This is a genomic window from Blastomonas sp. CCH1-A6 (assembly GCF_001556365.1).
Taxonomy (GTDB): domain Bacteria; phylum Pseudomonadota; class Alphaproteobacteria; order Sphingomonadales; family Sphingomonadaceae; genus Blastomonas; species Blastomonas ursincola.
On the sequence record NZ_LSIS01000398.1, the window covers coordinates 1 to 23,328 of the forward strand.

A 23,328-nucleotide genomic window follows, 5' to 3' on the forward strand; every position below is an offset into this window, starting at 1 on the left:
GCCGTGAACACGGCAGATTCGATGATCGGGCACCGCGATGCGCTGTTCGTCCAGCGCCGCCGTATCGCGCCCGACGATCATCGCGACCGCTGCGCGCGCTCCGCCAAGATCGCCGCCCAGCAGTGGTCGGGCGACAGCGCGGACGTGATCGTCGAGGCTGCGCTGCGCCAGGCCCGTAGTGGTAATGGCAACGACGACCAGCACGGCCGCCCCCTCGCCTGCCCAAGTTTCGGCGAGCCACCCGATCGCCGCCGCGCCGCCCGCCACGAGCAGCACCAGCAGCCCCCCCATCGCCCGGCGACGCACAGGGCCGCCATGGTTCCACCGGCGTTCGAGCGAGGCAATGCCAGCACCGATCCAGGTCACCGGGTGACCGACTGCGCCGAACATCCAGGCGGGATAACCGATCGCGGCTTCGGCGATCAGCGCGAGCAGCAGCTGTTCGGGCCGCGCCAGCATGGTCAGCGCGCCATGCTCGACGTGACGATGAAGCGCTCGCCATCGGGGGTGGTGCCGATCTCGGCGGCGACACTATAGGTGGCCGCGATCCGCTCGGGCGTCAGCACCGCATCGGGCGCGCCCTGCGCGATCGCCTCGCCATCGCACAGCAGCAGGATCTCGTCCGCCACGCGGAGCGCGTGACCCAGATCGTGGAGCACGACGATCACCCCTGCCCCGCCGCGCGCGACATCGCGCAGGCATGCCAGCGTCTCGAGCTGGTGCGCAGGATCGAGATTGGCGAGCGGTTCGTCGGCGAGGAGCCATTGCGGCTCGCCCGCCAGCACCCGCGCCATCAGGACGCGCGCGCGTTCGCCGCCCGAGAGCGCAGTCATCGTGCGGCTGGCGAAGCGGGCAGTATCGGTCGCCTTCATCGCGCGCGCCACCGCCTGGCGGTCCGCCTCGGTCTTGCCCCAGCGCGGGCGGTGCGGATAGCGGCCGAGCGCGACCAGCGTCGCGACATCCACGTCCCAGTGCACGTCGCCGCCCTGGGGTAGCAGCCCGATCTGCCGTGCCAGATCGCGCAGGGCAAAAGTCGAACGCGGTTGTCCACCGAGCAGCACCTGCCCCTCATCCGGGGTGTGGAGCCCGGCGAGGCAGGCGAGCAGGCTCGACTTGCCCGCGCCATTGGGGCCCAGCACGGCGGTAACGCGCCCTGGCGCGAATGCGGCGCTGATCGGTCCCAGCACGCGCCGCCCGCCCAGGCGGAGCGTGATGCCCTCGACCGCGAGCACGCTCATGCGAACCTCCGGCGCATCCGCAACAGCAGGACAAGGAAGAACGGTCCGCCAAGCATCGACATCGCGATGCCGAGCCGCAATTCGCTGACGGTCGGGATCGCGCGCACCAGGCTGTCGGCAAGCAGCAGCAGCAGCGCGCCCGCCAGCGCCGAGGGCAGCAGCACCGCCGAGGGCCGGTTGCCGACAAAGGGCCGGACCAGATGCGGCACGATCAGCCCGACAAAGCCGATGATCCCCGCCGTCGCCACCGATGCGCCGACGCACAAGGCGACGCCAATCACGATCAGCAGCTGCAGCCGCCGGGGATCGACGCCCATCGACCGCGCGGCGGACTCGCCCAGCGTCAGTGCATCGAGCGTGCGTCCCGTGAACGCCAGCAGCAGGCACCCCAGCGCGAGCAGCGGAAGGGCAAGCCGCACGTCGTCCCAGCTGCGATCGGTCAGCGCGCCCATCAGCCAGGTCACGATCTGGGCGGTGGCAAAGGGCGTGGGAGCGAGGCTGATCGCCAGCGCCGTCATCGACCCGGCCACGCTCGAGAGGATCACCCCCGCCAATGTGAACACGATGATGCTGCCCGACTGACCGACGAGCAGCGCGAGCAGCGCCATCGTGATCGCGGCCCCCGCCAGCGCGGAAGCCGGCAGCAGCCAGGGCGCGGCGGCATAGCCGAAATAGAGCGAGATCACCGCGCCCAGCGCCGCGCCCGAGGACACGCCGAACAGTCCGGGATCGGCCAGCGGGTTGCGCAGATAGCCCTGCATCGCCGCGCCCGACAGGCCCAGGCCCGCCCCCACCAGCGCGGCCAGCACCGTGCGCGGCAGGCGCAGCTCGGCGATGATCGGCCAGCGCGGATCGCCCGCGATCCACGCGTCGAGCGGGATCCAGACCTTTCCGGCCATCAGCGACAGCAGCATCGCCGCGAGGATCACGACGCAAAGCCCAAGGTTGAGCGACAGCGACCGGCTCATAGCGCGCGCCTGATCCGGGCCAGGTGCGCGACCGCGTCGATGATTGTCGGGCCGCCGCAGTGCAGCAGGCGCTCAGGATAACGTCGCACGGCAATCGCCTGGAGCAGGCCCGCCAGCACCGGATGGCGCAGCATCCGGTCGCTGCTGTCCTCTGCTCCGACCGACAGCAGCACCTGTGGGGGGCGGGCGACCAGATGCTCGAGCGGCAGGACGTCCCATTGCTTCAGGCCGTAATCGCCGCTCATGTTGCGATAGCCGGTGCGGCTGAGCAGCTCGCTCGCCAGCGTGCCCTCGCCCGGCACCAGCCCGCCGCCCTGCCAGATTAGCGCGGCGGGCGCGGGGCCATGCTGCACCGATGCTGCGCGAACGGCCGCATCGATCCGCGCCACCAGTTGCTCGCCGCGCTGCCGCTGATGGACCGCCGCTGCGATCGTGCGAATCTGCGCCTCGCTCTCGGCGATGCTCTCGGGCACGCCGATCTGCACCAGGCGGATGCGCATCCGGTGGAGCGCGGCGATGGTCGCCGGGGCCACGTGCGCACCCGCGATGACGATGTCCGGGGCCTCAGCGACCACCTCTTCCGCCGTGCCCGAGGTCGCCGCAAAGCGCCGGGCCTGGTCGAGCGGAATCGATGTCGCGCGCGGGTCCTGCGAATAATGGCTGATCGCGGCGATTTGCCCGGGCTCTGCCACCTGCATCAGCACCGCATCGACGCACGGGTTGATAGAGACGACCCGGGGCCGCGTTGAACCTGCGTTGCGTGCGTCATCCTGCGCGGCGCGGTCAGCCGCCTGCGAGGCGCAGCCCGCGACCGCAACCGCCAGCACCAGGGCGCAGGCGCGGATCAATATTCCACGCCCTTCTGCGCCTTGAACCCGGCCTTGTACGGATGCTTCACCTCGCCGAATTCGGTAACCAGATCGGCAATGGCAATCAGCTCCGGCTTCGCGCTGCGCCCGGTGATGCAGATATGCTTGGTCAGCGGGCGGTCATTGAGAAACGCCACGATCTCGTCGATCGGCAGCGTATCCTGCCGCAGCACGATGTTCAGCTCGTCGAGGATGATGAAGTCATAATCGGGGTCTAGGATCAGCTGCTTCGAGCGTTCCCAGGCCGCACGCGCCGCCGCGATGTCCTTTGCGCGGTCCTGCGTGTCCCAGGTGAAGCCCTCGCCCATCACCTCGAAGGTCAGCAGATCGGGATTGGCCTGGAAGAAATTCTTCTCGCCGGTCTCCCAGCTGCCTTTGACATATTGCACGATGCCGACCTTCATCCCCCAGCCCAGCGAGCGGATCGCCATGCCGAAGGCGGAGGAGGACTTGCCCTTGCCGTTGCCGGTATGGACGATCAGCAACCCACGCTCCAGGGTGCGGCGCGCCTGCATGCGTTCGCGCACGGCCTGAACGCGCTTCATCCGCGCATTGTGGCGGGCGAAATCCTCTTGCGTGTCGGTCATGTCATTCTCCAGCCGCTAAGGGCTTCGTCCAGTCTCGCCCAATCGCTCTCGTCACGCGGAAGTCCGATCCGCAGCCAGCAGGGTTCGTAATCGAACGGCCGGGTGAGCACGCCCGCCTGCGCCAGATAAACGAACAGGCGGTCTCGGTGGCGGACGGAGACGAGCGTGAAGAATGCGGTGCACCCGACAATCGCGATTCCATGCCGGGTCAGAAGTTCGACCAGCCGCTGCGATGCGGTGGCCAGTCGCGCCCGCTGTGCGATTTGCCATTCCGCATCGCTGTAAGCCGCCAGCCCGGTCGCCAGCGCCGGACCCGAGATGGGCCAGTCGCCGATCAGCGCGCGCAGCTCGGTTCCGATCTCTTGCTGCGCGACCACGAAGCCCAGGCGCAAACCTGCCAGCCCAAAGAACTTGCCGAAGGACCGCAGCACGATCAGTCCCGGCCAATCGCTGCCCGCCAAGCTGTTTGCCGGGTCCGCATCTGCGAAAGCTTCGTCGACGATTACATGGCCACCGCGCTTGGCTACAGTCAACGCCGCCCATTCCAGCAACAGAGGATCGGCAACAAGACCATCAGGGTTATTCGGCCGGGCAAGCACAAGAACGTCATGAGCAGGTGCCATGAGCCCGATATCGTCGAATGCGCATGCCGCTGGCTTGTAAGCGCCCCACATTGCTGCATGATCCGAATAGCCCGGCCGGACAATGGCCGCGCGGAAAACGAAGGATCTGCGTCCCAGCATCAGCCCGAGCAACCGCATCGCAAGGTCACTTCCGGGCACCGCTACGACCCGTTTCGGGTCCACCCCGAATGAGACCGCGGCTGCCGCTTCCAGCTTCGCAAGGTCGCCCGGATCAGGCAACTGCTCTGCTGCTGCGGCAGTCAGGGAGACCGGGTAGGGCCATGGCGCGATCCCCGTCGACAGATCGGTCCAATTCTCAATATGCGGAAAGGCCGCGCGCGCGAGATCGATCCGCCCGCCGTGACGGGCGAATTCGCCGACCAGCGCGCGGGGCGTGCCCTGCATCAGTAGCTCAGCCGCACGCCGACATAGCCGGCGCGGCCCGGCGTACCATAGCGGAACACCGTCTCGTAGCGCTCGTCGAACAGGTTCTCGATGCGCCCGTACAGCTCGATGCGGTCGGTGATCGGGAACGCCGCGCGCAAGTCCGCAAGCACATAGCCTTCGACCTTGCGGCTGTTATTGGCATTGTCGAAACTCGTACCGACATGGGTCAGCGTGATCCCGGTCTCCAGCCCGAAGCTCCAGCGGTAATCGAGCAGCGCGGTGACGCTGTGCTGCGGTCGCCGGACGAGCTGGCGGCCGAAATTGACATTGCCGGGCGACCGGTTGGTGGCGTCGGTATAGGTATAGTTCGCCTGCAGTCGCAGCGCATCGACCGGCTGCATCATCAGGCCAATCTCGACCCCTTCGGCGCGCGCCTTGGACACATTGTCATAGGTGCCCGAAGGACGCCCGGCGCAGATGCCGGTGCGCGGCAGCGGGCACGAGATGAAGATGATCAGATCGTCGGAATCGCGGCGGAAATAGGTGGCGCTGGCCTGAAGCCGTCCCTCGACCAGATCCTGCGTGATGCCGGCATCCCACCCCTTCGAGCGCTCTGGACTCAGCAGCCGGTTACCGAAATCGCTCTGCAGCTGGAACAGCGAGGGTGCCTTGAACCCTTCGGCATAGCTGGCGCGCAGCGTGGTGCCGGTCGCCGCAATCGCGTAGACGCCGCTGGCCCCCAGCGTCGTCGCGCCGCCGAACCGGTTGTGATCGTCATGCCTGACGCCGCCGGTCAGCGTCAGGCTCCGGACCGGGCTGGCGACGAGCTGCGCGTAGACGCTGTCGATCCTGGCGCGGCCGATCGAGGGCACCGCGCCGAAGCTGCTGCTCGAAAAGCGCGAGGTCTCGCGCTCGAGCCCGCCGGTCAGCTGCCATCCCTCGGCAATGTCGAAAATGCCCTGATATTCGATGCGCTCGTTGCGGCCATGGCCGGCAAAGGTCTCGCTCGGCACGCCGTCGAGCGCGATGCTGCGCCGCCGCGTATCGGTATAGGCATAGCCCAGCCGGTTGCGGAAGCGTCCGTCGAACAATGCCGCGTTGATCCCGGTATAGCCAACGAACTCGCGGGTGCGCGATTCCTCGTTCACGTCGCCAAAGGCAAAGCTGGGCGGCGGAAAGCCGTCGATATTGACCCGGCCTTCGGAATACCAGCCGCGCGCATCGACCGACAGCCAGTCGGTCAGCGCCAGGTTGAAATTGCCGTTCGCGCCGTAATTGCGGTAACCGTCCTTCTCGGTGCCGCCGCGCGCCTCGCTGAAGGCCGAAATACCGTCGGTGCGGAAATAGCCCGCGCCGATACTGGCCGATAGCGGCCCTGCCTTGCCCGACACATTGCCGACCAGCTGGCCGGTATCGCGATAGCCATATTCGCCACGCAGGTTGACACTGAGCTGCTCGGTCGGCTGGCGCGTGATCATGTTGACGACGCCACCGATCGCCTGGCTGCCCCACAACACCGAGGACGGGCCGCGCAATACCTCGATCCGATCGATATTGCCGACCAGCAGGTTGCCGAAATTGAAGCCGCCGCCGGGCGACGAGGGGTCGTTGAGCTTGATGCCATCGACCAGAGCCACGGTCTGGTCGCTTTCCGCACCGCGGATCGAGACCGATGTCGACGTGCCGATGCCGCCGTTGCGCACGATGGTGACGCCCGGCACGGTGCGTAGGATGTCGGCAACGGCCTGGGTCTGCCGACGCTCGATCTCCGCGCTGTCGAGCACGGTGATCGACTGGCCTACCTTGTCGAGCGATTGCGCCGTGCGATTGGCGGTCACCACGATGACCGGCTCGCGCGCGCCGGCGCCCGCTGCAATGTCCTGCGCGAAGGCGGGAGTGCTCACGCAGGCGCAGACGGCAAGCGTGGATAGGGTGTATTTCAAAAATGCATCAGGCATGGCTATCCCCTGTCAAAACAACAAGGGGTTACACGCGCCGATGGCACGACGGATCAGTCGCTGGCTTGTCACCCGCGCGCGAACCCCGACCGATGTCGTCACGCGAGGATGAACCTCGATCACGCTGAACACCCCGTCCGCGCAAAGGACCGACTGCGTCAGGCAGGTCTCCTGGCTCCCGGGTCATCGCATTCGCCCCGCCTTCCCGGAGGCCGAGGCCTCCAGTGGCATATCAGGGCGACCGCTATCCGGTCACAGTTGCGGGGACAGCCGCGGATTACAGGGGTTTATCCCTGCTTCCGCGTTCCCTATTAATCCCATCTCTGGGAACCTGTCGCGTAGCCGCATTATTGCGAGTGAAAACGCTTTGCAAGGGAAATGGGTCGATGCGGTGCTGACATTCATCTTGGGCGGTGCCCGCTCCGGCAAGAGCGCGCGGGCGCAGGCACTGGCAGAGAGCCAGTCGGGCAAGCTCGTCTATCTGGCCACGGCGCAGGCTTTTGACGATGAGATGGCCGACCGGATTGCGCGGCACCGGCAGAATCGCGGACCGCGCTGGCGCACCGTCGAATGCCCGATCGACCTGCCAGAAGCGATCACGCGCGAGGCCGCGCCAGGCCGCGTGCTGCTTGTCGACTGCCTGACGCTCTGGACGAGCAACATACTTTTAAACGAACTGAATTTCCCCGCAGTGTCGAAGCAGCTGATGGATGCACTTCTGGCGGCCAAATCGCCGATAATATTGGTCAGCAATGAAGTCGGGATGGGCATCGTCCCGGACAATGCGCTGGCGCGCCGGTTTCGCGACATGGCGGGACGGCTCAATCAAGACATCGCCGCCATCGCGGATCGCGCCGAGATCATGTTTGCGGGACTCGTCGTGCCGCTCAAAGGGTGAGCATAGAAGCTCAGAAGCCTCAGCAACAGGCTGTGGCGGAGTGGACGAAGCCATGATCACTGGTGAGCCGAAAAGGCACCCCGGGACCGCCATTCTGGCCAGCCCCGGGGCATGAGTCTCGACGAGTCCGGCGGGACAATTCTCGTCTGGGCAAGAAGCATCTTGCTGACGGCCCGATGGCGCATGGCCTTGTGAAACATCCATGTGGATCAACGCCTTGCGACATGAAATCCTCATGAAACCCGCGCTCGGTGCCGAGTTAACAAAGCGATTTTCATGCGTTTTTCATGCCGTTCGCGGCTTTTGCCCCGCGCATTTTCACGCATCCGAGGCGCACCTGACGCTCCGCCAAACAAGGAGCTCATATGTCCTTCGATCTTGCGCTGGCCGGCGTCGTCGCCATCGGCCTGCTGGTCTATCTCGTCGTCGTCCTGATGACCCCGGAGCGCTTCTGATGGAGCGCGCATCCCTGTTCGAGCGCAAGCTGGTCATGCCGGCCCTGCGCGATTCCTTCGTCAAGCTCGACCCGCGCACGCTAGTGCGCAACCCCGTGATGTTCACGACTGCCGTGGTGGCTGCCGTCGCCACCGTGGTGATGGTGCGCAATCTGGCCATCGGCAGCGGCGATCCGCTGTTCGAGGGGCAGCTGGTCTTCTGGCTTTGGCTGACGGTGCTGTTCGGCAATTTTGCCGAGGCGCTGGCCGAAGGGCGCGGCAAGGCGCAGGCACAGTCGCTGCGCTCTACCAAGGATCAGCTTGTTGCCTTTCGCGTCGGTCAGGATGGCAAGGTCGAGGAAATTCCGGCCACCCAGCTCCATGCTGGCGATATGGTGCGGGTGATCCAGGGCCAGCTCATTCCCGCTGATGGCGAGGTCATCGCCGGGGTGGCCTCGGTCAACGAGGCGGCGATCACCGGCGAGAGCGCGCCGGTCATCCGCGAGGCGGGAGGCGACCGGTCTGCGGTGACCGCAGGCACCATGGTCATCGCCGATCAGATCGACATAAAGGTCACGGCAGAACCCGGCAGCGGGTTTCTCGACCGCATGATTGCGCTGGTCGAGGGGGCCAGCCGCCAGAAGACGCCCAACGAGATCGCGCTGACCGTTCTGCTCACCGGGCTAACGCTGATCTTCCTGGTCGCCGTCGGCACCCTTCCTGCCTTTGCCGCCTATGCCGGGGGCGAGATTGCCGTGCCGGTGCTGATTGCGCTCTTCGTCGCGCTCATCCCCACCACCATCTCGGGACTGCTCTCGGCGATCGGCATCGCAGGGATGGACCGGCTGATCCGGTTCAACGTGCTCGCCAAATCGGGCCGCGCGGTCGAGGCGGCGGGCGATATCAGCACGCTGCTGCTCGACAAGACGGGCACGATCACCATCGGCGACCGGCAGGCGAGCGAATTCGTGCCGCTGCCAGGCGTGGCCCTTGGCGATCTGGTCGCGGCTGCGCGCCTCTCGAGCTTGGCCGATACGACGCCTGAGGGCCGTTCGATCGTGGCGCTGGCGGGCGACGGCGATGCGATGCCCGAAGGGGCAGAACCCATCGCCTTCACCTCGCAGACCCGGGTAAGCGGGCTGATGATCGGCGAACGCGCGCTAATCAAGGGTGCGGTCGATGCCGTGCTGCGGCGACTGGGCGACAAGGCCGATCCGACCGCTGCCGCCGCGCTGCGTCAGGCATCCGAGGGCATTGCCCGGTCGGGCGGCACGCCGCTGGCCGTCGCCGATGGCAACCGGCTGCTCGGCGTCGTCCACCTCAAGGACATCGTCAAGGCGGGCATCCGCGAGCGCTTTGCCGAACTCCGCCGCATGGGCATCCGCACGGTCATGATCACCGGCGACAATCCGCTCACCGCCGCCTCGATCGCGGCCGAAAGCGGGGTGGACGACTTCCTCGCCGAGGCGACCCCGGAGGACAAGCTGGCGCTGATCCGCAAGGAACAGGCCGGCGGCAAGCTGGTCGCGATGTGCGGCGACGGCACCAACGATGCGCCCGCGCTGGCGCAATCGGATGTCGGCGTCGCCATGAACACCGGCACCCAGGCCGCGCGCGAGGCGGGCAACATGGTCGATCTGGACAGCGATCCCACCAAGCTCATCGAGATCATCGGCATCGGCAAGCAGCTGCTGATGACGCGCGGCGCGCTGACCACCTTCTCGATCGCCAATGACGTCGCGAAATATTTCGCCATCCTGCCTGCGATCTTCGTCGTGCTCTATCCCTCGCTGGGCGTGCTCAACGTGATGGGGCTGGCCACGCCGTCGAGCGCGATCCTGTCCGCGATCATCTTCAACGCGATCATCATTCCGCTGCTGGTGCCATTGGCGCTGAAGGGGGTGGCCTATCGACCGATGCCCGCTGCCAGCCAGCTGCTGCGCAATCTGGGGCTCTATGGCCTGGGCGGCGTGGTCGCGCCGTTCATCGGCATCAAGCTCATCGACATCGCCGTTGCCGGCCTCGGCCTGGCCTGAGCGAGAGGACCTATCATCATGCTTGCATCCTTGCTTACCGTCACGCTGATCATCGGCGGTGCCGCGCTGCTCTCCTGGCCGCTGGGCCGGTTCATGGCGGCGCTTTTCTCCGGTCGCTACGCCAAGGCCGATGGACTTTTCGCCCGCATCGCCGGTTCGTCGCAGGACCAGGACTGGAAGGCCTATTCGGTCGCGCTGCTGGTCTTCAACGCGGTAATGTTCGCGTTCGTGTTCGCGCTGCTCTCGCTCCAGCACCTGCTGCCGCTCAACCCGGACGGCCAGGGACCCGCCTCGATCCACCTCATCTTCAACACCACGGCCTCGTTCGTGACCAATACCAACCTCCAGCATTATTCGGGCGAGAGCACCTGGAGCTATCTGGCGCAGCTGGCCGGGCTGATGTGGCTCCAGTTCGTGTCAGCCGCGACCGGCATCGCCGCGCTCGCCGCGCTGGCGCGGGGTATCGCGGGCCGCCCAACCATGGGCAATTTCTTCATCGACCTGCAACGCGCCGCGTTCTGCGTGCTGCTGCCGATCGCGCTGGTCGTGGCTCTGTCGTTGGCGGCATCGGGCGTGCCGATGACGCTGGAAGGGGCAGCGCAGGTGACGACGCTGGAAGGCGCAGCGCAGACCATCGCGCGTGGCCCCGCCGCAGCCTTTGTCGCGATCAAGCAGCTCGGCACCAATGGCGGCGGCTTTTTCGGCCCCAATTCGACGCACCCGTTCGAGAACCCGACGCTCTGGGCGAATTTCATCGAGATGTTCGCGATCATCATCATCCCGATGGCCTGCGTCTGGATGTTCGGCCGGATGATCGGACGCATCCGCCATGCCGGAGTCATCTTCGGCGTGATGGCGGCGCTGCTGCTGGTCAAGATCACGGCGGTCCTTGCGTTCGAGGCTACGCCGACCCAGGCTTTTGCCGACCTGCCGATCGAACAGACTGCGGGCAATCTCGAGGGCAAAGAACTGCGCCTCGGTGCCACCACCGGCCCGCTCTGGGCGGCCATCACCACCTCCACCAGCAACGGCTCGGTCGGCGCGATGCATGACAGCCTGAACCCGCTCGCGGGGCTGGTGCCGATGGCCGGCATGTGGCTGAACGAAACCTTTGGCGGCGTCGGCGTCGGCATGATCAACATGTTCCTCTACATCATCGTCGCGGTGTTCGTGGCGGGCATGATGGTCGGTCGCACGCCGGAATATCTCGGCCACCGGATCGAGGGGCGCGAGATGCGGCTGGCAGTGCTGGCGTTGATCAGCCACCCGGTGCTGATCCTGGGCGGCACCGCGCTGTTCGCGGCGACCAGCTGGGGTGTCGATACGCTCGCCAATAGCGGCGCGCACGGCTTCTCGGAGATCCTCTACGAGTTCAGCTCGTCGGCGGCCAATAATGGCTCGGGCTTCGAGGGACTCGGCGACAACACCGCGCCCTGGAACTGGGCGACGGGCATCGTGATGCTCATCGGCCGCTATCTGCCGATCCTCGTTCCGCTCGCTATCGTCGGATCGTTGATGGCCAAGCGGCGCAGCGCCGAGAGCGCGGGCACGCTGAGCGTGGAAGGCAACACCTTTGGTATCATGCTGCTGATCACCATCCTGATCTTCGGCGCGCTCACCTTCTTCCCCGCTGCGGCACTCGGACCGATCGCCGAACATGTCACGCTGATGCGTTGAAGCCAGGCCAGACAAGGAACACCATCATGAATCATATCCTCCCCTCGCTGCGGCTGTGGATCGCGACATTGCTGATCTGCGTCCTGGCCTATGGCGCGGTTGTCCTGGGCTTTGCCCAGACCGTCGCGCCCTTCCAGGCCAATGGATCGATCATCGTGCAGAATGGCAGGCCTATCGGCAGCCGGCTGATCGCGCAGAATTTCACGCAGGATCGCTATTTCTGGCCGCGTCCCTCGGCCGCCGATTACAACGGCATGGGGGCGATGGGCAGCAACCTGTCGCCCACCAGCGACAAGCTGAAGCAGCGCGCCGCCGAAACCGTGTCGCGATACGCCGCCGCGCAGGACGATCCGATCCCGGCCGATCTTGTCGCAGCATCCGGCGGCGGGCTTGACCCGCATATCTCGCTCGCCGGTGCGCGCTATCAGGCCGGACGTGTCGCCGCTGCACGCGGTCTGCCGGTACGCAGCGTCGAGGCCGCGATCGATCGCCTCGCCTTTGCCCCCGGTGGAGCGTTCGCCCCGGACCGGATCGTTAATGTGCTCGAGCTGAATATGGCACTCGACAAGCTGGGCCGCTAAGGCTGGAAGCGATGAACGAAGCCCTTCCCGAGCGCGATGCCGATCGCTTCCTGCGCATGGCCAGGGCTGAGCAGCAGGGCAAGCTCACCGTCTATCTCGGCGCGGCCCCCGGCGTCGGCAAGACCTATCGCATGTTGCAGGAGGCCGCCCGGCGCAAGGCCGAGGGCGAGGACGTGGTCATAGGGGTCGCGGAGACCCATGGCCGGGGCGAAACCCAGGCACTGCTCGCCCCGTTCGAGATCCTGCCCCGGCGTTCGGTCGAGCATCAGGGGCACAGGCTCGAGGAGTTCGATCTCGACGCTGCGCTGGCCCGGCGGCCCAGCCTGATCCTGGTGGACGAACTGGCGCACACCAACGCGCCGGGCAGCCGCCATCCCAAGCGCTGGCAGGATGTCGCCGAACTGCTCGCCGAGGGGATCGATGTCGCCTCCACGGTCAACATCCAGCATATCGAGAGCCTGAACGATCTGGTCGCGGGGTTCACGCATATCCGGGTGCGCGAGACCATTCCCGACAGCTTTCTGGAAGACGCCGAACTGATCGTCGTCGATCTGCCGCCCGAGGCGCTGATCGAGCGGCTGCGCGCGGGCAAGGTCTATCTGCCCGACACCGCGGGCCGCGCGCTCGCCAATTTCTTCACGCCCAACAAGCTCGCCGCGCTGCGCGAACTGGCGCTGCGCTTCGCCGCGCATAATGTGGACCGCCGGCTCAGCAGCCAGCTCGAACTGAGCGGCGAGCGGGCTGATTTCGTTTCCGGCGAGCGGCTGATGGTGGCGGTCAGCCCCGGCAGAGGCGGCGCGCGCGTGGTGCGCCAGGCCAAGCGCATGGCCGATCTGCTGCACGCGCCCTGGACTGCGGTCGTCGTGGAGAGCGCGAGCGCGCGCGGCGTCGCGGGCAGCCAGCGCGAGCAGCTCGCCGACAATCTGGCACTGGCATCCTCGCTCGGCGCGTCGCTGATGACCGTCGCGGCGCAGGATGTCGGCCAGGCACTGGTCGAACAGGCGCGCGAACTGCGCGCCAGCCAGATCGTCATAGGCAAGAGCCGGCGAAGCCGCTGGTTCGAATGGCGACACGGATCGGTGGCGCAGGATGTCATCCGCCATGCCCGGAACATACCGGTGCACGTCGTTCCGCTCGACGAGGCCGACGAAAAGCCGGTGCGGGCTTATGATCCCTATTCGCAGCGCGACAATGCCATCGCCTTTCTCGCCGTCGCCGCCGTCGTGGGCGTGCTGTATCTGCTTAAGCCGTGGATCGCCCCCGGCGCAATCGATCTGCTGCTGCTGTTTCCAGTGGTCATCACTTCGATGTTCCTGCGGATGCGGGCCGGGCTCTGGGCGGCGCTTTGGGCAGCGCTGGGCTATAATTTCTTCTTTATCGAACCGCTCTATACACTATCGATTCACAGCCCGGCGGATCTTGTCACCTTCATTGTGCTGGCGACGGTTGCAGGCGTGATCGGTGCGCTGGCGGGCAAGGTGCGCCGCCAGGCCGAAACCAGCGCCGGGGTCGCCCGGCTCAATGCCTCGCTCGCCCGCTTCGCCGGGCTGATGGGTGCTCTGTCCGACCGTGACGAGACCGCCAGGGTCGCCTGTCGGGAAATCGGCAATCTGCTCGATGTGCAGGCGATGATCGTGTCGCTGGAAGACGGCGCGGTCGTCGTGCGCGGCAATGAGGACTTTGCGCAACTCGAGATGGTCGATGAGACCGCCGCGCGCTGGGCGCTGGAGCATGGCCAGACGGCAGGCCGCGACACCGGAACGCTGGCATCGGCGGACTGGCAATTCCACCCGCTCAGGACCGCACTCGGCACCATGGGGGCTTTGGGCGTGGCGCGATCGAGCAACGAGCGGGTGATCCGGCCCGATGACGCGACCTTGCTTGCCTCACTGGTCGATCAGACGGCACTGGCGCACGAGCGGCTGGTGCTGGAAGCCGAAGCGCGGCAGGTCGATGGTCTGCGCGAGCGCGACCGGCTGCGCGGGGCGCTGCTCGGCAGCATCGCGCATGACCTGCGCACGCCGCTCACCGCCGTGATAGCCGCGACCGAAGCCATCCCGGCCGAGGGCGCCTATGCCGACGAGGTGCGCATCGCGCGCAGTGAGACGCGCCGGCTGCAACGCTTCCTCAACGACCTGCTCGAAGCCTCGCGGATAGAGGACGGATCGATCGAGCCGAAATGGGAAAGCGTGGACCTGACCGACATCATCCATGCCGTGCTGCGCGATCTGCGCCAGGACCGGCCGGGAAGCCGCGTGAAGGCCAGCATCGATGAGGACTGCCCGCTGGTGCAGAGCGATCCGCTGCTGCTGCGGCACGTGCTCATCAACCTGATCGACAATGCGCTCAAATTCTCGCCGCCTGACAGCCGCGTCGATGTCGAGCTGCTTCTCCACGGCAATGCCCTGATCTGCCGCGTGGCCGACCGCGGCCCCGGCCTGCCTGCCGACCAGCACGGCATGTTCGATCGCTTCCACCGGCTCGAGGGAAGCGACCGGGTCGGCGGTTCCGGCCTCGGCCTGTGGATTGCCAAGAACTTCATCGAGGCCGTAAGGGGCAGCATCGCCGCCGCGAACCGCGAGGGTGGCGGTGCGGTATTCGAGATTGCGCTGCCGCTGACAGGGGTGGCCAGGCTGGACCAAGGTGCCGATGCGTAACGACGTGCTGATCATCGATGACGAGCCGGCGATCCGGCGGCTGCTCACCGGTGCGCTCGACCGCATTGCCCTTTCGCATGTCGAAGCGGGCACAGCGGCCGAAGCGCTGCGCCTCGCGGCGGCCGAGCCGAGCCCGCTCGTCGCGTTGCTCGATCTTGGTTTGCCCGACCGCGATGGCTTGGAGATCGTCCCGCAGCTGGCGGCGCTCGGCATCGCGGTGATCGTGCTGACTGCAAGAGACGCTACTGACGAAAAGGTCGCCGCGCTCGATCTCGGTGCGGACGATTTCGTGACCAAGCCATTCGACAGCGAGGAACTGCTCGCCCGCATCCGCTCGGCGCTCCGGCGCAAGGCCGGCCCACAGGCGGACAGCGCGAAGCGCCAGTTCCTCGAAGGCAGCATCGACCGCGACACGCACCGCGTGACCATTCGCGGCGCGCAGGTCGATCTGACGCCGCGGGAATTCAACCTGCTCTGGGCGCTGTCCGACCGGCCAGGCCGGGTCATCACGCATGACCGGCTGCTCGAGGAAGTCTGGGGTCCGGCGCACCGCCACGATCTCGATTATCTGCGGGTTGCCGTCCGGGCGCTGCGTCGCAAGATCGAACAGGACCCGACCCACCCCAGGCTGATCGTCAACGAGCCGGGCATCGGCTATCGCATCTCGGTGACCTGACGACTGCGCGGAGCGCGTTGGCCAACTGATGGGTGCCGCGCAGAGCACTACCGTGTCCATGGGAAAGAGTGCGCCCGATCAGGCCGGGGTGCCATTTTCCGCTATCATTCAACGGAGTTCTCGCAGTTGTCCGAGATCCGTGGATGTCTTGCTGGCGACGAACCGGACAGCAAACAGGTCCTGCGCTAACGACGGAAACTGTCCCCAAGGAGCTTGTAATGTTTCGGAGAGGAGCGCTGGTGCGCCTACGGGACCCCAACATTGCTTTAATTTATTGTTTTTTGTCATAAACTATCTCCAATATCCGATTTTGCTCCCAAATTTGCCCCCATAATTTTAGCAAGCATGTGATCTCATTAGTGTTCTAGTCAAAAATTGTGACTATTCCCGGACGCTGTTAACGATTTTTTTGTCCAATTGGTCTCGCTGAATGAACCGATCGGACTGGTATTTCGTCCTTCCTCAACCCCAAAATGGGGCCACCGATTTTTGCCCTGTCGACGTTAATTTCTCAAATTATATGACTACCGAATAACCAAAATCTGCCAGGTGGCTTCCGGGGTGGTCGAGCAGGCCGCAAGCGTAACGACGCCGGCAGCGGCGAGCACAAGTTTGATGGAGCGTCTCATGGCTTCATTTCCTTGAGGATGCGCCCGGCTTCGCGCGGCTCGGAGCGGAGATATTGCGGTGGTGCCTTGGCCGATGCCCCCAGCGCGGCGGCGGCGTGCCACGGCCAGCGGGGGTCCCACAGCACCGTGCGCGCAATCGCGATCATGTCGGCCTCGCCGCGCGCGATGATCTGTTCGGCCTGATGCGGATCGGTGATGAGGCCCACGGCGATAACCGGCATGTTCACAGTATCCTTGACCGTGCGGGCCAGCGGTACCTGGTAGCCCGGGCCCACTGGAATGTCCTGCCGCGGATCGAGCCCGCCGCTTGACACGTGAATCGCGGCACAGCCGCGGGCTTCGAGTTCACGGGCGAAGACTGCGGTTTCCTGAGGCGTCCAGCCGCCCTCGACCCAATCGGTGCCGGACACGCGCACAGTGACGGGCTTGTCGGCGGGAAATGCTGCACGCACCGCGTCGAACACCTCGAGCGGTACGCGCATCCGATTTTCGAGACTGCCGCCATATTCATCCGTGCGCGCGTTCGACAACGGCGAAAGGAATTCGTGGAGCAAATAGCCATGCGCGGCGTGGATCTGGATCCCATCGAGTCCCAACCGGTCCGCCCGCTGCGCCGCGTCCACAAAGGCAGCGATGATGCGGTCCATGCCCTGGCGATCGAGCGCTACGGGCGGATGATCGCTCTGCTTGAAAGCAAGCGCGCTTGGCGCAACCGTTTGCCAGCCATTGGCATCAGTGGGTGGAATCTGCGCGCCGCCATTCCAGGGTTTGGCGCAGCTTGCCTTGCGGCCTGCATGGGCAAGCTGGATGACGAGCGGGATGTCCGACCAGCGGCGCACGCTTTGCAGCACGCGCCGCATCGCGTCCTCCGTGCGGTCGTCGTACAGACCGACATCGCCATAGGTAATGCGGCCTTCCGGGCTGACCGCGGTGGCTTCAATGGTCAGCGCGGCTGCGCCCGACATCGCCAGATGGCCCAGATGCATCTGGTGCCAGTCGTTCATCGCGCCATCTTCGGCCGAATACTGGCACATCGGAGCGATCACGATGCGGTTGGCGAGTTGCAGCCCGCCAATCTCGATCGGTTCGAACAATTGCGCCATTACCACCCTCCCGTATTGGGCATCGAGGCCCAGGGCTCGGCGGGGGCCTTGTGCTCACCTTTTTGAAGCAGCTCGATCGAGATGCCGTCTGGCGAGCGCACGAAAGCCATGTGCCCGTCGCGAGGTGGCCGGTTGATCGTCACGCCGCCGGCTTGCAGCCGGGCACAGGTTTCGTAGATGTCGTCGACGCGGTAGGCGAGGTGACCGAAATTGCGGCCTCCGATATAGACCTCGGGCGTGCTGCCATCCTCGGGCGGCCAGTTGTAGGTCAGCTCAACCTCGACTGTGCCGCGCTCGCCCTCGCCGCGATGGTCCTCATCGGCAGCCAGGAAAATGAGGGTGTAGCGCCCGCGTTCGCTCTCCATGCGCCGGGTTTCCGTAAGGCCCAGCAATTCGAAGAAGCACAGCGTGGCTTCGGGATCGCTGACCCGCAGCATGGTGTGAAGATAGTGCATGATCAGTCTGCCTTTTCCTTGAGAGCTTCCATCACCAGCTGCGCCGTGCGGGTGGCCGAGGCGGGGTTCTGCCCCGTCACCATATTGCCATCGCGCAGGGCAAAGGGCTGAAAATCGGGGCCCGCCTCGTGCTTCGCGCCCAGTTCCTTCATCCGCGTTTCCAGCAGGAAGGGCACGGCATCGTCGAGCCCGACCGCGCGTTCCTCGCTGTCAGTGAAAGCGGCAACGCGGCGTCCTGCGACCAGCGGTGTGCCGTCGGGCTTCTTCGCGGAGACCAGTCCCGCCGGGCCATGGCAGACCGCAGCAACGATCTTGCCCTCGCGGTCGAACCGCTCGACCAGCCGCGCAAGTTCCTCGCTTACCGGATAGTCGAACATCGTGCCGTGGCCGCCCGGCAGGAACACCGCGTCATACCCGTCGGGATCGATGCTGGTGAACGCCGGCGTGCTTGCAATCTCGGCCTTCAGCGCCTCGTCCTTGAGATAGCGTTCGACAGAAGCATCGTTCTCGCCATCGGCATTGACGCTGCGCTGATCGACCGGGATCGCGCCGCCCCTGATCGAGGCAAGCGTGACCTCGGCCCCGGAGTCGCGAAAGGCGTAATAGGGGGTGGTGAGTTCTTCGAGCCACACGCCGGTCGGTTCGGTGCCGGGGATCATGCGGTCTGCCGAGGTGGCAATCATCAGAATGCGGGTCATTGCTTTGGGTCCTTTGTCATGGAGATGGATCGAGCGACCATGTGCGGTCGATAGCGGCGATGCCGCCGCCGCCATGGCGAGCGAGCTCATGCCTGTCAGAAAAGTGCGTCGGTCTTGCATGGGTTGGCTCCTTCGATGGACGACCCAGATAGGCCGAAGGTTTCATCAGGAAATCCAAGAGGAATAGCGGTCAGGCATAAATTGTTTTATGGAACGGGAATGTCTCTCCAGCAGCTGCGCACCTTTGTCGAAGTTTACCGACGCCGTTCGCTGAGCGATGCGGCACGCGCGCTCGGCCTCACCCAGCCCGCCGCCTCTCAGCATATCGCCTCGCTGGAAGCGCAGCTTGGCCACCCGCTATTCGACCGGCATTCGCGCGGCGTGCGGCCCACGGCCATCGCCGACGATCTCGCGCTCTCCATCGGCGGCAGTCTCGATACAGCCGAAGCCGCGCTCGCGGCTGCACGCGCCCGCTCGATCAGAATCTCGGGGACCGTCCACATCGCCGCACCATCCGATATGCTGGGCGAAATGATCACGCCGAGGCTAGGCCCCCTGATTGCGGCGGGGCTCGATCTGCGGTTGCATATCGGCGGGCGTGATGCGCTTTACGCCATGCTGCTTGATGACAGGGTGCACCTCGGGTTCACAGCCTCACAGCCGGATGACGCGCGGCTCGCCTATCAGAAAGTCGGCACTGAAGATCTGCGGGCAGTGGCGGCACCCTCGGTGGCCGAGCAGATCGGGCGAAGTCCTCTGGCACATGCTCTCAATACCGTGCCGCATCTCGCCTACGATCTTGACCGGCCGCTGGTGAGGAACTGGCTCGAAGCGAACAGCATCGAAGTGTCGCGCCCCCCTGCGCTGACCGCGCCCGATCTTCGAGTCTTGCGATCCGCCTTGTGCGCGGGATTGGGGTGGACGGTGCTGCCGAGCTATCTCACGGATGCCCAGCGCGCTGCTTGCGTCCTTGTCGAAATCGCGGCGCCGGTGAACGTGCCGACCAACGCATTCTATCTCGTCTGGGCCAAATCGTCCCTGCGCCACCCGCGCGTCGCCTTTGCACGCGATGCGTTGATCACCGCCTTAGCCGACAAACCTTAGGTTCCGCCAACCCATTGCTGAACCCCAGTTTCTGGCTCGTGGGGTAACCTGAGCGCTCAAGATGATGAGCACGCGCCGGCAACTACGGGCAAATCGCCCGCGCCTAAGCATGTCTGTGCAGTTGATCAAGGATTGGGAGGAAGCGACTTTGATGCCCCCTAACCGACCAGGCCTTTACCAAGTCAAAGGGGGCCCGCCGATGCGATGCTCTCGGGCCTAGGACACTGGATGCTTTTCGCGGAATCGCAGGCCACAACTGCCCCTCTCCACAGTTCATTGGCACGCTGGATTTGCGCAGTCCGAGGAGCTGATCAGGCGTTGAAGGCCCGGCGACCGGCAGCTTTTGCCTGCATCTGATATTCGGCCTCGCCATCACGAGCTCCGGCGCGGGTTTGGCCTCGGCCAATGCGTTGGAACGTATGCAGTCATGACCGCCTAAATCAGCCTCAGCCCTGCAGCAGCATTCTGCAACTTGTATGTTCTCGACCCGGGCGCGCTGGTCAGTGCGGCAAGCTACTCCGCATCGACGGCGAGCAGATGCCGCACAGTTTTTTCCAAGTTCGCGGGTGAATGCGTAGCTTTTGAAGACCTTGCCACATAGCGATTGACACATTTTTGGAAGTTATTACTTTCTTTTTTAACTGCCCGGATTCGTCGATTGGAGCCTCAACACCATGCTGCCTGCCTTCCATCCCGATCGCCCGCCTCGACGAATGCGTCCATTTCAGGCGCTGCATCACTTCCGAGCCCTGGCCCGCAATGCTGATGATACCGCGCAAGTGTTTCTGATGGGCGAGTGTCTTCCCAACCGCAGCACGAGACGCATCGGCATGGACTTCTGCCTCAGCAGTCTGGGACAGGATCTGATGGTCAGTGAACCCGCGCTCGCTCCGCTGCTCGACGACCATGAGCGCCTGCTGGCTTTCGGTCCGGACAGCGTCGCCCACGCGTATGTCGCCTTCATGCGGACCGAGGGGCTGACCGCAGCTGGACTGGTCGCTGCGAGCCGGTTTCCGGGTCAGGTCGAATATGCAGACCAGATGCAATGGTTCGTCAACCGCCTGCGAGACACGCATGATCTCGCTCATGTCCTGACCGGCTATGGCCGCGATCCTCTGGGCGAGCAATGCGTACTCGGCTTCACCAGCGGGCAGTACCGCGACTGGACCGAGACGATCATTGCTTGGGCGGGCACCGCCGAATTCGCGTTGAGGGTGCCTGGCCGCGCGCCCTTCATCGGTGCGGTGGCCGAGGCTCGGCGCAACGGGCGCGCGGCGCAGGCGATTTTCCGCCAAAACATCAGTGCCCTGCTCGCTGAACCGCTGGCAGCGGCGCGGCGGCGAATGGGGATCGGTGAGCCTAGTGTCTATAGGCGTGCACACGCGCGCCTGCGGGAACAGGGAATCGATCCCTACCGCATCGGCGGCCCGGCTCGTCCGGTTACGGCACCGATCTAGCTCTCGGCGGGCTCGGCGATGTGGGGAGCCACGAGGCTGTGAATCATGCCTTTGAGCTCGGCAATCAGGAGCGCCGCCTCCTCAGGCTCGGCCTTGAGCGCCAAATCGATCACCCGACCAGATGTCTCGATGATAATCCGGCAGATCACGCCGCGCCGCATCGCATCGAGTTCAACCCCGAGATCCACCAGGGCGGCCGCAAGATTCGTCTCGAGGGCCAGAATATGACGCGCGTCGACCGATTGAAGCTGTGGAGAGACCTGGCAGGCGGCGCGGAGCAATGCATAAACCGGGCTTCGCCGCGCAGCAAAATAGAAGCTGTCGACCATCCGGTCGCTGATACGTCGCCAGTCAGTACCTGCCCGAAGCGCGCGGAAGCTCCCGATCCACTGCCTCTCGCGCTCGCAGGAACGTTCTACCAGTTCAGTGAGCACAGCCCATTTGTTGGGAAAATAGCGATAGACCGCGCGCGGCCCCACTCCCGAACGGTCGGCCAGCAGATTCGTGTTGAAGCCGTTCACGCCAAACTCGACCAACAACGCTTCTGCCTGATCAAGCAGGCGCTGCATCGTCTCGCGGCTGCGCGCCTGTTTCGGACGGGCGCGCAGGACGGTGTCGGAACCTTTCATGCCTATGCTTAACATCGTGCGGCGATCAGGCGCAACTTCCGTCTGGTTCTGGTCGCTGCGGAATCACTGGGAGAGGCATGGCTTTGAGCGAACCAGCGGCTGCTGTTCGATACCGCGTTGCTAGCTTTCTAAGTCCTTGATCACGCAAAGCCAAAAAAGCACAACCCTCTACAGGCAAAAAGAAAAAGAGGCAGATCGGACCGGATTACATGTCAGAATAGCCTCGCGCCCACAGGAACATTACCATCGGGTGCGAACAGTACCACCGCGCCGTTCTCGTCCGGAAAGCCGACTGTCAGGACTTCTGACAGGAACTTGCCAATCTGGCGCGGCGGAAAGTTGACGACTGCAGCGATCAGGCGGCCGGTCAATGTCTCCGGGGTGTAATGCTCCGTAATCTGAGCGGATGACCGCTTAACGCCGATCGTGGGACCGAAATCGATCTGCAGCTTCAGGGCAGGCTTGCGCGCTTCGGGAAAGGGGCGCGCTTCGATGATCCGGCCCACTCGAATATCGACTTTCAGAAAGTCCTCAAATGCGATTGGTGCGGCGGCAGGTGCTAGGGGATCATGAACAAAATGCATGCCCCCGATTTAGCACCTTTCGCAACGCTGGGTCCATTCGCTGATGCAGATTGCGGACTTGAAGACGTGACATCAAATTTACGAATTTTTCCATGCCTGAACCGGGAAATTTCCATGCGCGAACCGCCGCTAGGAAAGCTCTGAATTTGGGGCTTGGGTGGCGCGGTGCAGGAGATAGTGGACCAGCCCCGGTTTCTCAACGGACGCCAGGAGTAGCAGCTGTTCAAGCTTCTCTGCCTGAATGGCATCGCGCATCAACGGTTCAAAGCCATTGGAGATGCCGACGCTCTGGGCTGCAAACTCAATCGGAGGCAGTGGGCCAGTTTCATGGACCGAGCCGGAGACCTTGAAGGCGACGTCGTTCCCTTCGTTGGTCAAATCCTATGCTTAGACGCCACCGTAACTCAACTGGCGAAAGCCCATGCAATTGTGGGTCTTAAGATCGGTCAGCGCCCTAGGCTATCCACACAGTCGGAGATATTTTGGCGAGACAACTATAATAGCCTTGAACGGCGGCGTTAGCCAGATGGCACCTATGTGCGTGCAATCGCCTCGCCCACGCCTAGGCACTTTTGGCAGAATTGCAGGTTCGAGAAGCGGTTGGGCTCAACACCGCCTTTGGAGAAATAGGCGCTTGATCATGAGCGCTGGGTGTGGCGCTATTGGACCCGAGACCACAAAGCACATACCATGCCCCCTTGTATCCGGGCGCGCATGAGGAATCGAAAGCGGCATGCGCTGCAAGCATCCTCACGCTCCCTGCCCTTTTCCCGCAAAATCGGTTTCGTGGTGGCAAGATGGGGAACGCAGGCCTTTCCCAACTGGGCGACGATAGTCCGGCCGTCCTCGCGGCTCGACGAGAGGGTTTCAGCATTCCCTGAAGCCAGCGTCCAGGGGAGTAGCCGGATTGTCAGCCATCACGGACCAAGGCACTCGCTCGCCAAGACCGGGAAGCTGGTGCATTGCAAAAGCAGCCAGACCAGGCGGCCAACACGGCCTGGTGCATTTCGCCTCAACGCTGATTTTGCTTTCGACGCTGCTGTTACCAGCATGCAGCAGCGAGCCACCTCCTCCCCCGCC

At 64.7% G+C, this 23,328-nt stretch carries 22 protein-coding genes and 1 riboswitch; of the genes, 9 read left to right on the forward strand and 13 right to left on the reverse strand.

Annotated features, from left to right (window positions below; all coding sequences use genetic code 11):
* From AX735_RS18190 to AX735_RS18220, 7 genes are all read right to left on the reverse strand, one after another.
* A partial coding sequence (locus AX735_RS18190; protein ID WP_202189616.1) for a cobalamin biosynthesis protein occupies positions 1–459 on the reverse strand: 459 nt, incomplete at its 3' end.
* Positions 460–461: 2 nt separating this feature from the next.
* Positions 462–1,238: an ABC transporter ATP-binding protein gene (locus AX735_RS18195; RefSeq protein WP_066282999.1), complete on the reverse strand. Its 777-nt coding sequence runs from the start codon at positions 1,236–1,238 to the stop codon at positions 462–464.
* Entirely contained in the window at positions 1,235–2,206 is a 972-nt protein-coding gene (locus AX735_RS18200; RefSeq protein ID WP_066283002.1) for a FecCD family ABC transporter permease, read from the reverse strand. The genes AX735_RS18195 and AX735_RS18200 overlap by 4 nt, the downstream gene beginning before the upstream one ends.
* Positions 2,203–3,054 (reverse strand): ABC transporter substrate-binding protein, encoded by an 852-nt coding sequence (locus AX735_RS18205; protein WP_066283007.1) that lies wholly within the window; start codon positions 3,052–3,054, stop codon positions 2,203–2,205. The genes AX735_RS18200 and AX735_RS18205 overlap by 4 nt, the downstream gene beginning before the upstream one ends.
* A complete protein-coding gene (gene cobO / locus AX735_RS18210) occupies positions 3,051–3,662 on the reverse strand; it encodes a cob(I)yrinic acid a,c-diamide adenosyltransferase (protein WP_066283013.1) in 612 nt (203 codons plus the stop codon). Before cobO ends, AX735_RS18205 begins: the two co-directional genes overlap by 4 nt.
* Positions 3,659–4,690 carry a threonine-phosphate decarboxylase gene (locus AX735_RS18215; protein ID WP_066283016.1) on the reverse strand — a complete coding sequence of 344 codons (1,032 nt, stop codon included), beginning with the start codon at positions 4,688–4,690 and terminating at the stop codon, positions 3,659–3,661. Before AX735_RS18215 ends, cobO begins: the two co-directional genes overlap by 4 nt.
* Positions 4,690–6,630: a TonB-dependent receptor plug domain-containing protein gene (locus AX735_RS18220; RefSeq protein ID WP_066283019.1), complete on the reverse strand. Its 1,941-nt coding sequence runs from the start codon at positions 6,628–6,630 to the stop codon at positions 4,690–4,692. Before AX735_RS18220 ends, AX735_RS18215 begins: the two co-directional genes overlap by 1 nt.
* Before the next feature lie 144 nt (positions 6,631–6,774).
* A riboswitch (cobalamin riboswitch) is annotated at positions 6,775–6,980 on the reverse strand.
* A gap of 41 nt (positions 6,981–7,021) precedes the next feature.
* Here AX735_RS18220 and cobU point away from each other — a divergent pair.
* From cobU to AX735_RS18255, 7 genes are all read left to right on the forward strand, one after another.
* Positions 7,022–7,528 (forward strand): bifunctional adenosylcobinamide kinase/adenosylcobinamide-phosphate guanylyltransferase, encoded by a 507-nt coding sequence (gene cobU, locus AX735_RS18225; RefSeq protein WP_066283059.1) that lies wholly within the window; start codon positions 7,022–7,024, stop codon positions 7,526–7,528.
* A 365-nt stretch (positions 7,529–7,893) separates the two neighbouring features.
* Positions 7,894–7,983 (forward strand): K(+)-transporting ATPase subunit F, encoded by a 90-nt coding sequence (kdpF, locus tag AX735_RS18230; protein WP_023837499.1) that lies wholly within the window; start codon positions 7,894–7,896, stop codon positions 7,981–7,983.
* A complete protein-coding gene (kdpB, locus tag AX735_RS18235; RefSeq protein WP_066283022.1) occupies positions 7,983–9,998 on the forward strand; it encodes a potassium-transporting ATPase subunit KdpB in 2,016 nt (671 codons plus the stop codon). Before kdpF ends, kdpB begins: the two co-directional genes overlap by 1 nt.
* Positions 9,999–10,016: 18 nt before the next feature.
* Positions 10,017–11,675: a potassium-transporting ATPase subunit KdpA gene (gene kdpA / locus AX735_RS18240; protein WP_171007735.1), complete on the forward strand. Its 1,659-nt coding sequence runs from the start codon at positions 10,017–10,019 to the stop codon at positions 11,673–11,675.
* A 26-nt stretch (positions 11,676–11,701) separates the two neighbouring features.
* On the forward strand, positions 11,702–12,256 hold the full coding sequence (kdpC, locus tag AX735_RS18245; RefSeq protein ID WP_066283025.1) for a potassium-transporting ATPase subunit KdpC: 555 nt from the start codon (positions 11,702–11,704) through the stop codon (positions 12,254–12,256).
* Positions 12,257–12,267: 11 nt separating this feature from the next.
* Positions 12,268–14,913, forward strand: a complete 2,646-nt coding sequence (locus tag AX735_RS18250) for a sensor histidine kinase (RefSeq protein WP_066283028.1) — start codon at positions 12,268–12,270, stop codon at positions 14,911–14,913.
* Entirely contained in the window at positions 14,906–15,589 is a 684-nt protein-coding gene (locus AX735_RS18255; RefSeq protein WP_066283032.1) for a response regulator, read from the forward strand. Before AX735_RS18250 ends, AX735_RS18255 begins: the two co-directional genes overlap by 8 nt.
* Positions 15,590–16,214: 625 nt before the next feature.
* Here AX735_RS18255 and AX735_RS18260 read toward each other — a convergent pair.
* From AX735_RS18260 to AX735_RS18270, 3 genes are read right to left on the reverse strand one after another with little or no spacing between them, the layout of a single operon-like run.
* On the reverse strand, positions 16,215–17,321 hold the full coding sequence (locus AX735_RS18260; RefSeq protein WP_066283035.1) for an NADH:flavin oxidoreductase/NADH oxidase: 1,107 nt from the start codon (positions 17,319–17,321) through the stop codon (positions 16,215–16,217).
* Positions 17,321–17,776 (reverse strand): VOC family protein, encoded by a 456-nt coding sequence (locus AX735_RS18265; RefSeq protein ID WP_171007736.1) that lies wholly within the window; start codon positions 17,774–17,776, stop codon positions 17,321–17,323. Before AX735_RS18265 ends, AX735_RS18260 begins: the two co-directional genes overlap by 1 nt.
* Before the next feature lie 2 nt (positions 17,777–17,778).
* A complete protein-coding gene (locus AX735_RS18270) occupies positions 17,779–18,474 on the reverse strand; it encodes a type 1 glutamine amidotransferase domain-containing protein (RefSeq protein ID WP_066283064.1) in 696 nt (231 codons plus the stop codon).
* A 135-nt stretch (positions 18,475–18,609) separates the two neighbouring features.
* Between AX735_RS18270 and AX735_RS18275 the strand changes: the two genes are divergently transcribed.
* Both AX735_RS18275 and AX735_RS18280 read left to right on the forward strand, forming a co-directional pair.
* Positions 18,610–19,578, forward strand: a complete 969-nt coding sequence (locus tag AX735_RS18275; protein WP_231750167.1) for a LysR family transcriptional regulator — start codon at positions 18,610–18,612, stop codon at positions 19,576–19,578.
* Positions 19,579–20,252: 674 nt separating this feature from the next.
* Positions 20,253–21,035 carry a Coq4 family protein gene (locus tag AX735_RS18280; protein WP_066283045.1) on the forward strand — a complete coding sequence of 261 codons (783 nt, stop codon included), beginning with the start codon at positions 20,253–20,255 and terminating at the stop codon, positions 21,033–21,035.
* Here the strand turns inward: AX735_RS18280 and AX735_RS18285 are convergent.
* The 3 genes from AX735_RS18285 to AX735_RS18295 all read right to left on the reverse strand — a co-directional run bounded on the left by AX735_RS18285 (position 21,032) and on the right by AX735_RS18295 (position 22,626).
* Positions 21,032–21,664, reverse strand: coding sequence for a TetR/AcrR family transcriptional regulator (locus AX735_RS18285; RefSeq protein ID WP_066283049.1), 633 nt, complete (start codon positions 21,662–21,664; stop codon positions 21,032–21,034). The two genes, AX735_RS18280 and AX735_RS18285, sit on opposite strands and share 4 nt — an antisense overlap.
* A 212-nt stretch (positions 21,665–21,876) precedes the next feature.
* Positions 21,877–22,248: a tRNA-binding protein gene (locus tag AX735_RS18290; protein ID WP_066283052.1), complete on the reverse strand. Its 372-nt coding sequence runs from the start codon at positions 22,246–22,248 to the stop codon at positions 21,877–21,879.
* A gap of 129 nt (positions 22,249–22,377) precedes the next feature.
* Positions 22,378–22,626, reverse strand: a complete 249-nt coding sequence (locus AX735_RS18295; protein WP_066283055.1) for a hypothetical protein — start codon at positions 22,624–22,626, stop codon at positions 22,378–22,380.
* Between the last annotated feature and the right edge of the window lie 702 nt (positions 22,627–23,328).

Bases quoted from the DNA above. Each gene is read 5' to 3' on its own strand.
- kdpA (WP_171007735.1), top strand. From the start codon at position 10,017: ATGCTTGCATCCTTGCTTACCGTCACGCTGATCATCGGCGGTGCCGCG.
- AX735_RS18260 (WP_066283035.1), bottom strand. From the start codon at position 17,321: ATGGCGCAATTGTTCGAACCGATCGAGATTGGCGGGCTGCAACTCGCC.
- kdpC (WP_066283025.1), top strand. From the start codon at position 11,702: ATGAATCATATCCTCCCCTCGCTGCGGCTGTGGATCGCGACATTGCTG.
- AX735_RS18200 (WP_066283002.1), bottom strand. From the start codon at position 2,206: ATGAGCCGGTCGCTGTCGCTCAACCTTGGGCTTTGCGTCGTGATCCTC.
- AX735_RS18250 (WP_066283028.1), top strand. From the start codon at position 12,268: ATGAACGAAGCCCTTCCCGAGCGCGATGCCGATCGCTTCCTGCGCATG.
- AX735_RS18285 (WP_066283049.1), bottom strand. From the start codon at position 21,664: ATGAAAGGTTCCGACACCGTCCTGCGCGCCCGTCCGAAACAGGCGCGC.
- AX735_RS18270 (WP_066283064.1), bottom strand. From the start codon at position 18,474: ATGACCCGCATTCTGATGATTGCCACCTCGGCAGACCGCATGATCCCC.
- AX735_RS18220 (WP_066283019.1), bottom strand. From the start codon at position 6,630: ATGCCTGATGCATTTTTGAAATACACCCTATCCACGCTTGCCGTCTGC.
- AX735_RS18275 (WP_231750167.1), top strand. From the start codon at position 18,610: ATGGACGACCCAGATAGGCCGAAGGTTTCATCAGGAAATCCAAGAGGA.
- AX735_RS18280 (WP_066283045.1), top strand. From the start codon at position 20,253: ATGCTGCCTGCCTTCCATCCCGATCGCCCGCCTCGACGAATGCGTCCA.
- kdpB (WP_066283022.1), top strand. From the start codon at position 7,983: ATGGAGCGCGCATCCCTGTTCGAGCGCAAGCTGGTCATGCCGGCCCTG.
- AX735_RS18255 (WP_066283032.1), top strand. From the start codon at position 14,906: ATGCGTAACGACGTGCTGATCATCGATGACGAGCCGGCGATCCGGCGG.
- AX735_RS18265 (WP_171007736.1), bottom strand. From the start codon at position 17,776: ATGCACTATCTTCACACCATGCTGCGGGTCAGCGATCCCGAAGCCACG.
- cobO (WP_066283013.1), bottom strand. From the start codon at position 3,662: ATGACCGACACGCAAGAGGATTTCGCCCGCCACAATGCGCGGATGAAG.
- AX735_RS18215 (WP_066283016.1), bottom strand. From the start codon at position 4,690: ATGCAGGGCACGCCCCGCGCGCTGGTCGGCGAATTCGCCCGTCACGGC.
- AX735_RS18290 (WP_066283052.1), bottom strand. From the start codon at position 22,248: ATGCATTTTGTTCATGATCCCCTAGCACCTGCCGCCGCACCAATCGCA.
- AX735_RS18195 (WP_066282999.1), bottom strand. From the start codon at position 1,238: ATGAGCGTGCTCGCGGTCGAGGGCATCACGCTCCGCCTGGGCGGGCGG.
- kdpF (WP_023837499.1), top strand. From the start codon at position 7,894: ATGTCCTTCGATCTTGCGCTGGCCGGCGTCGTCGCCATCGGCCTGCTG.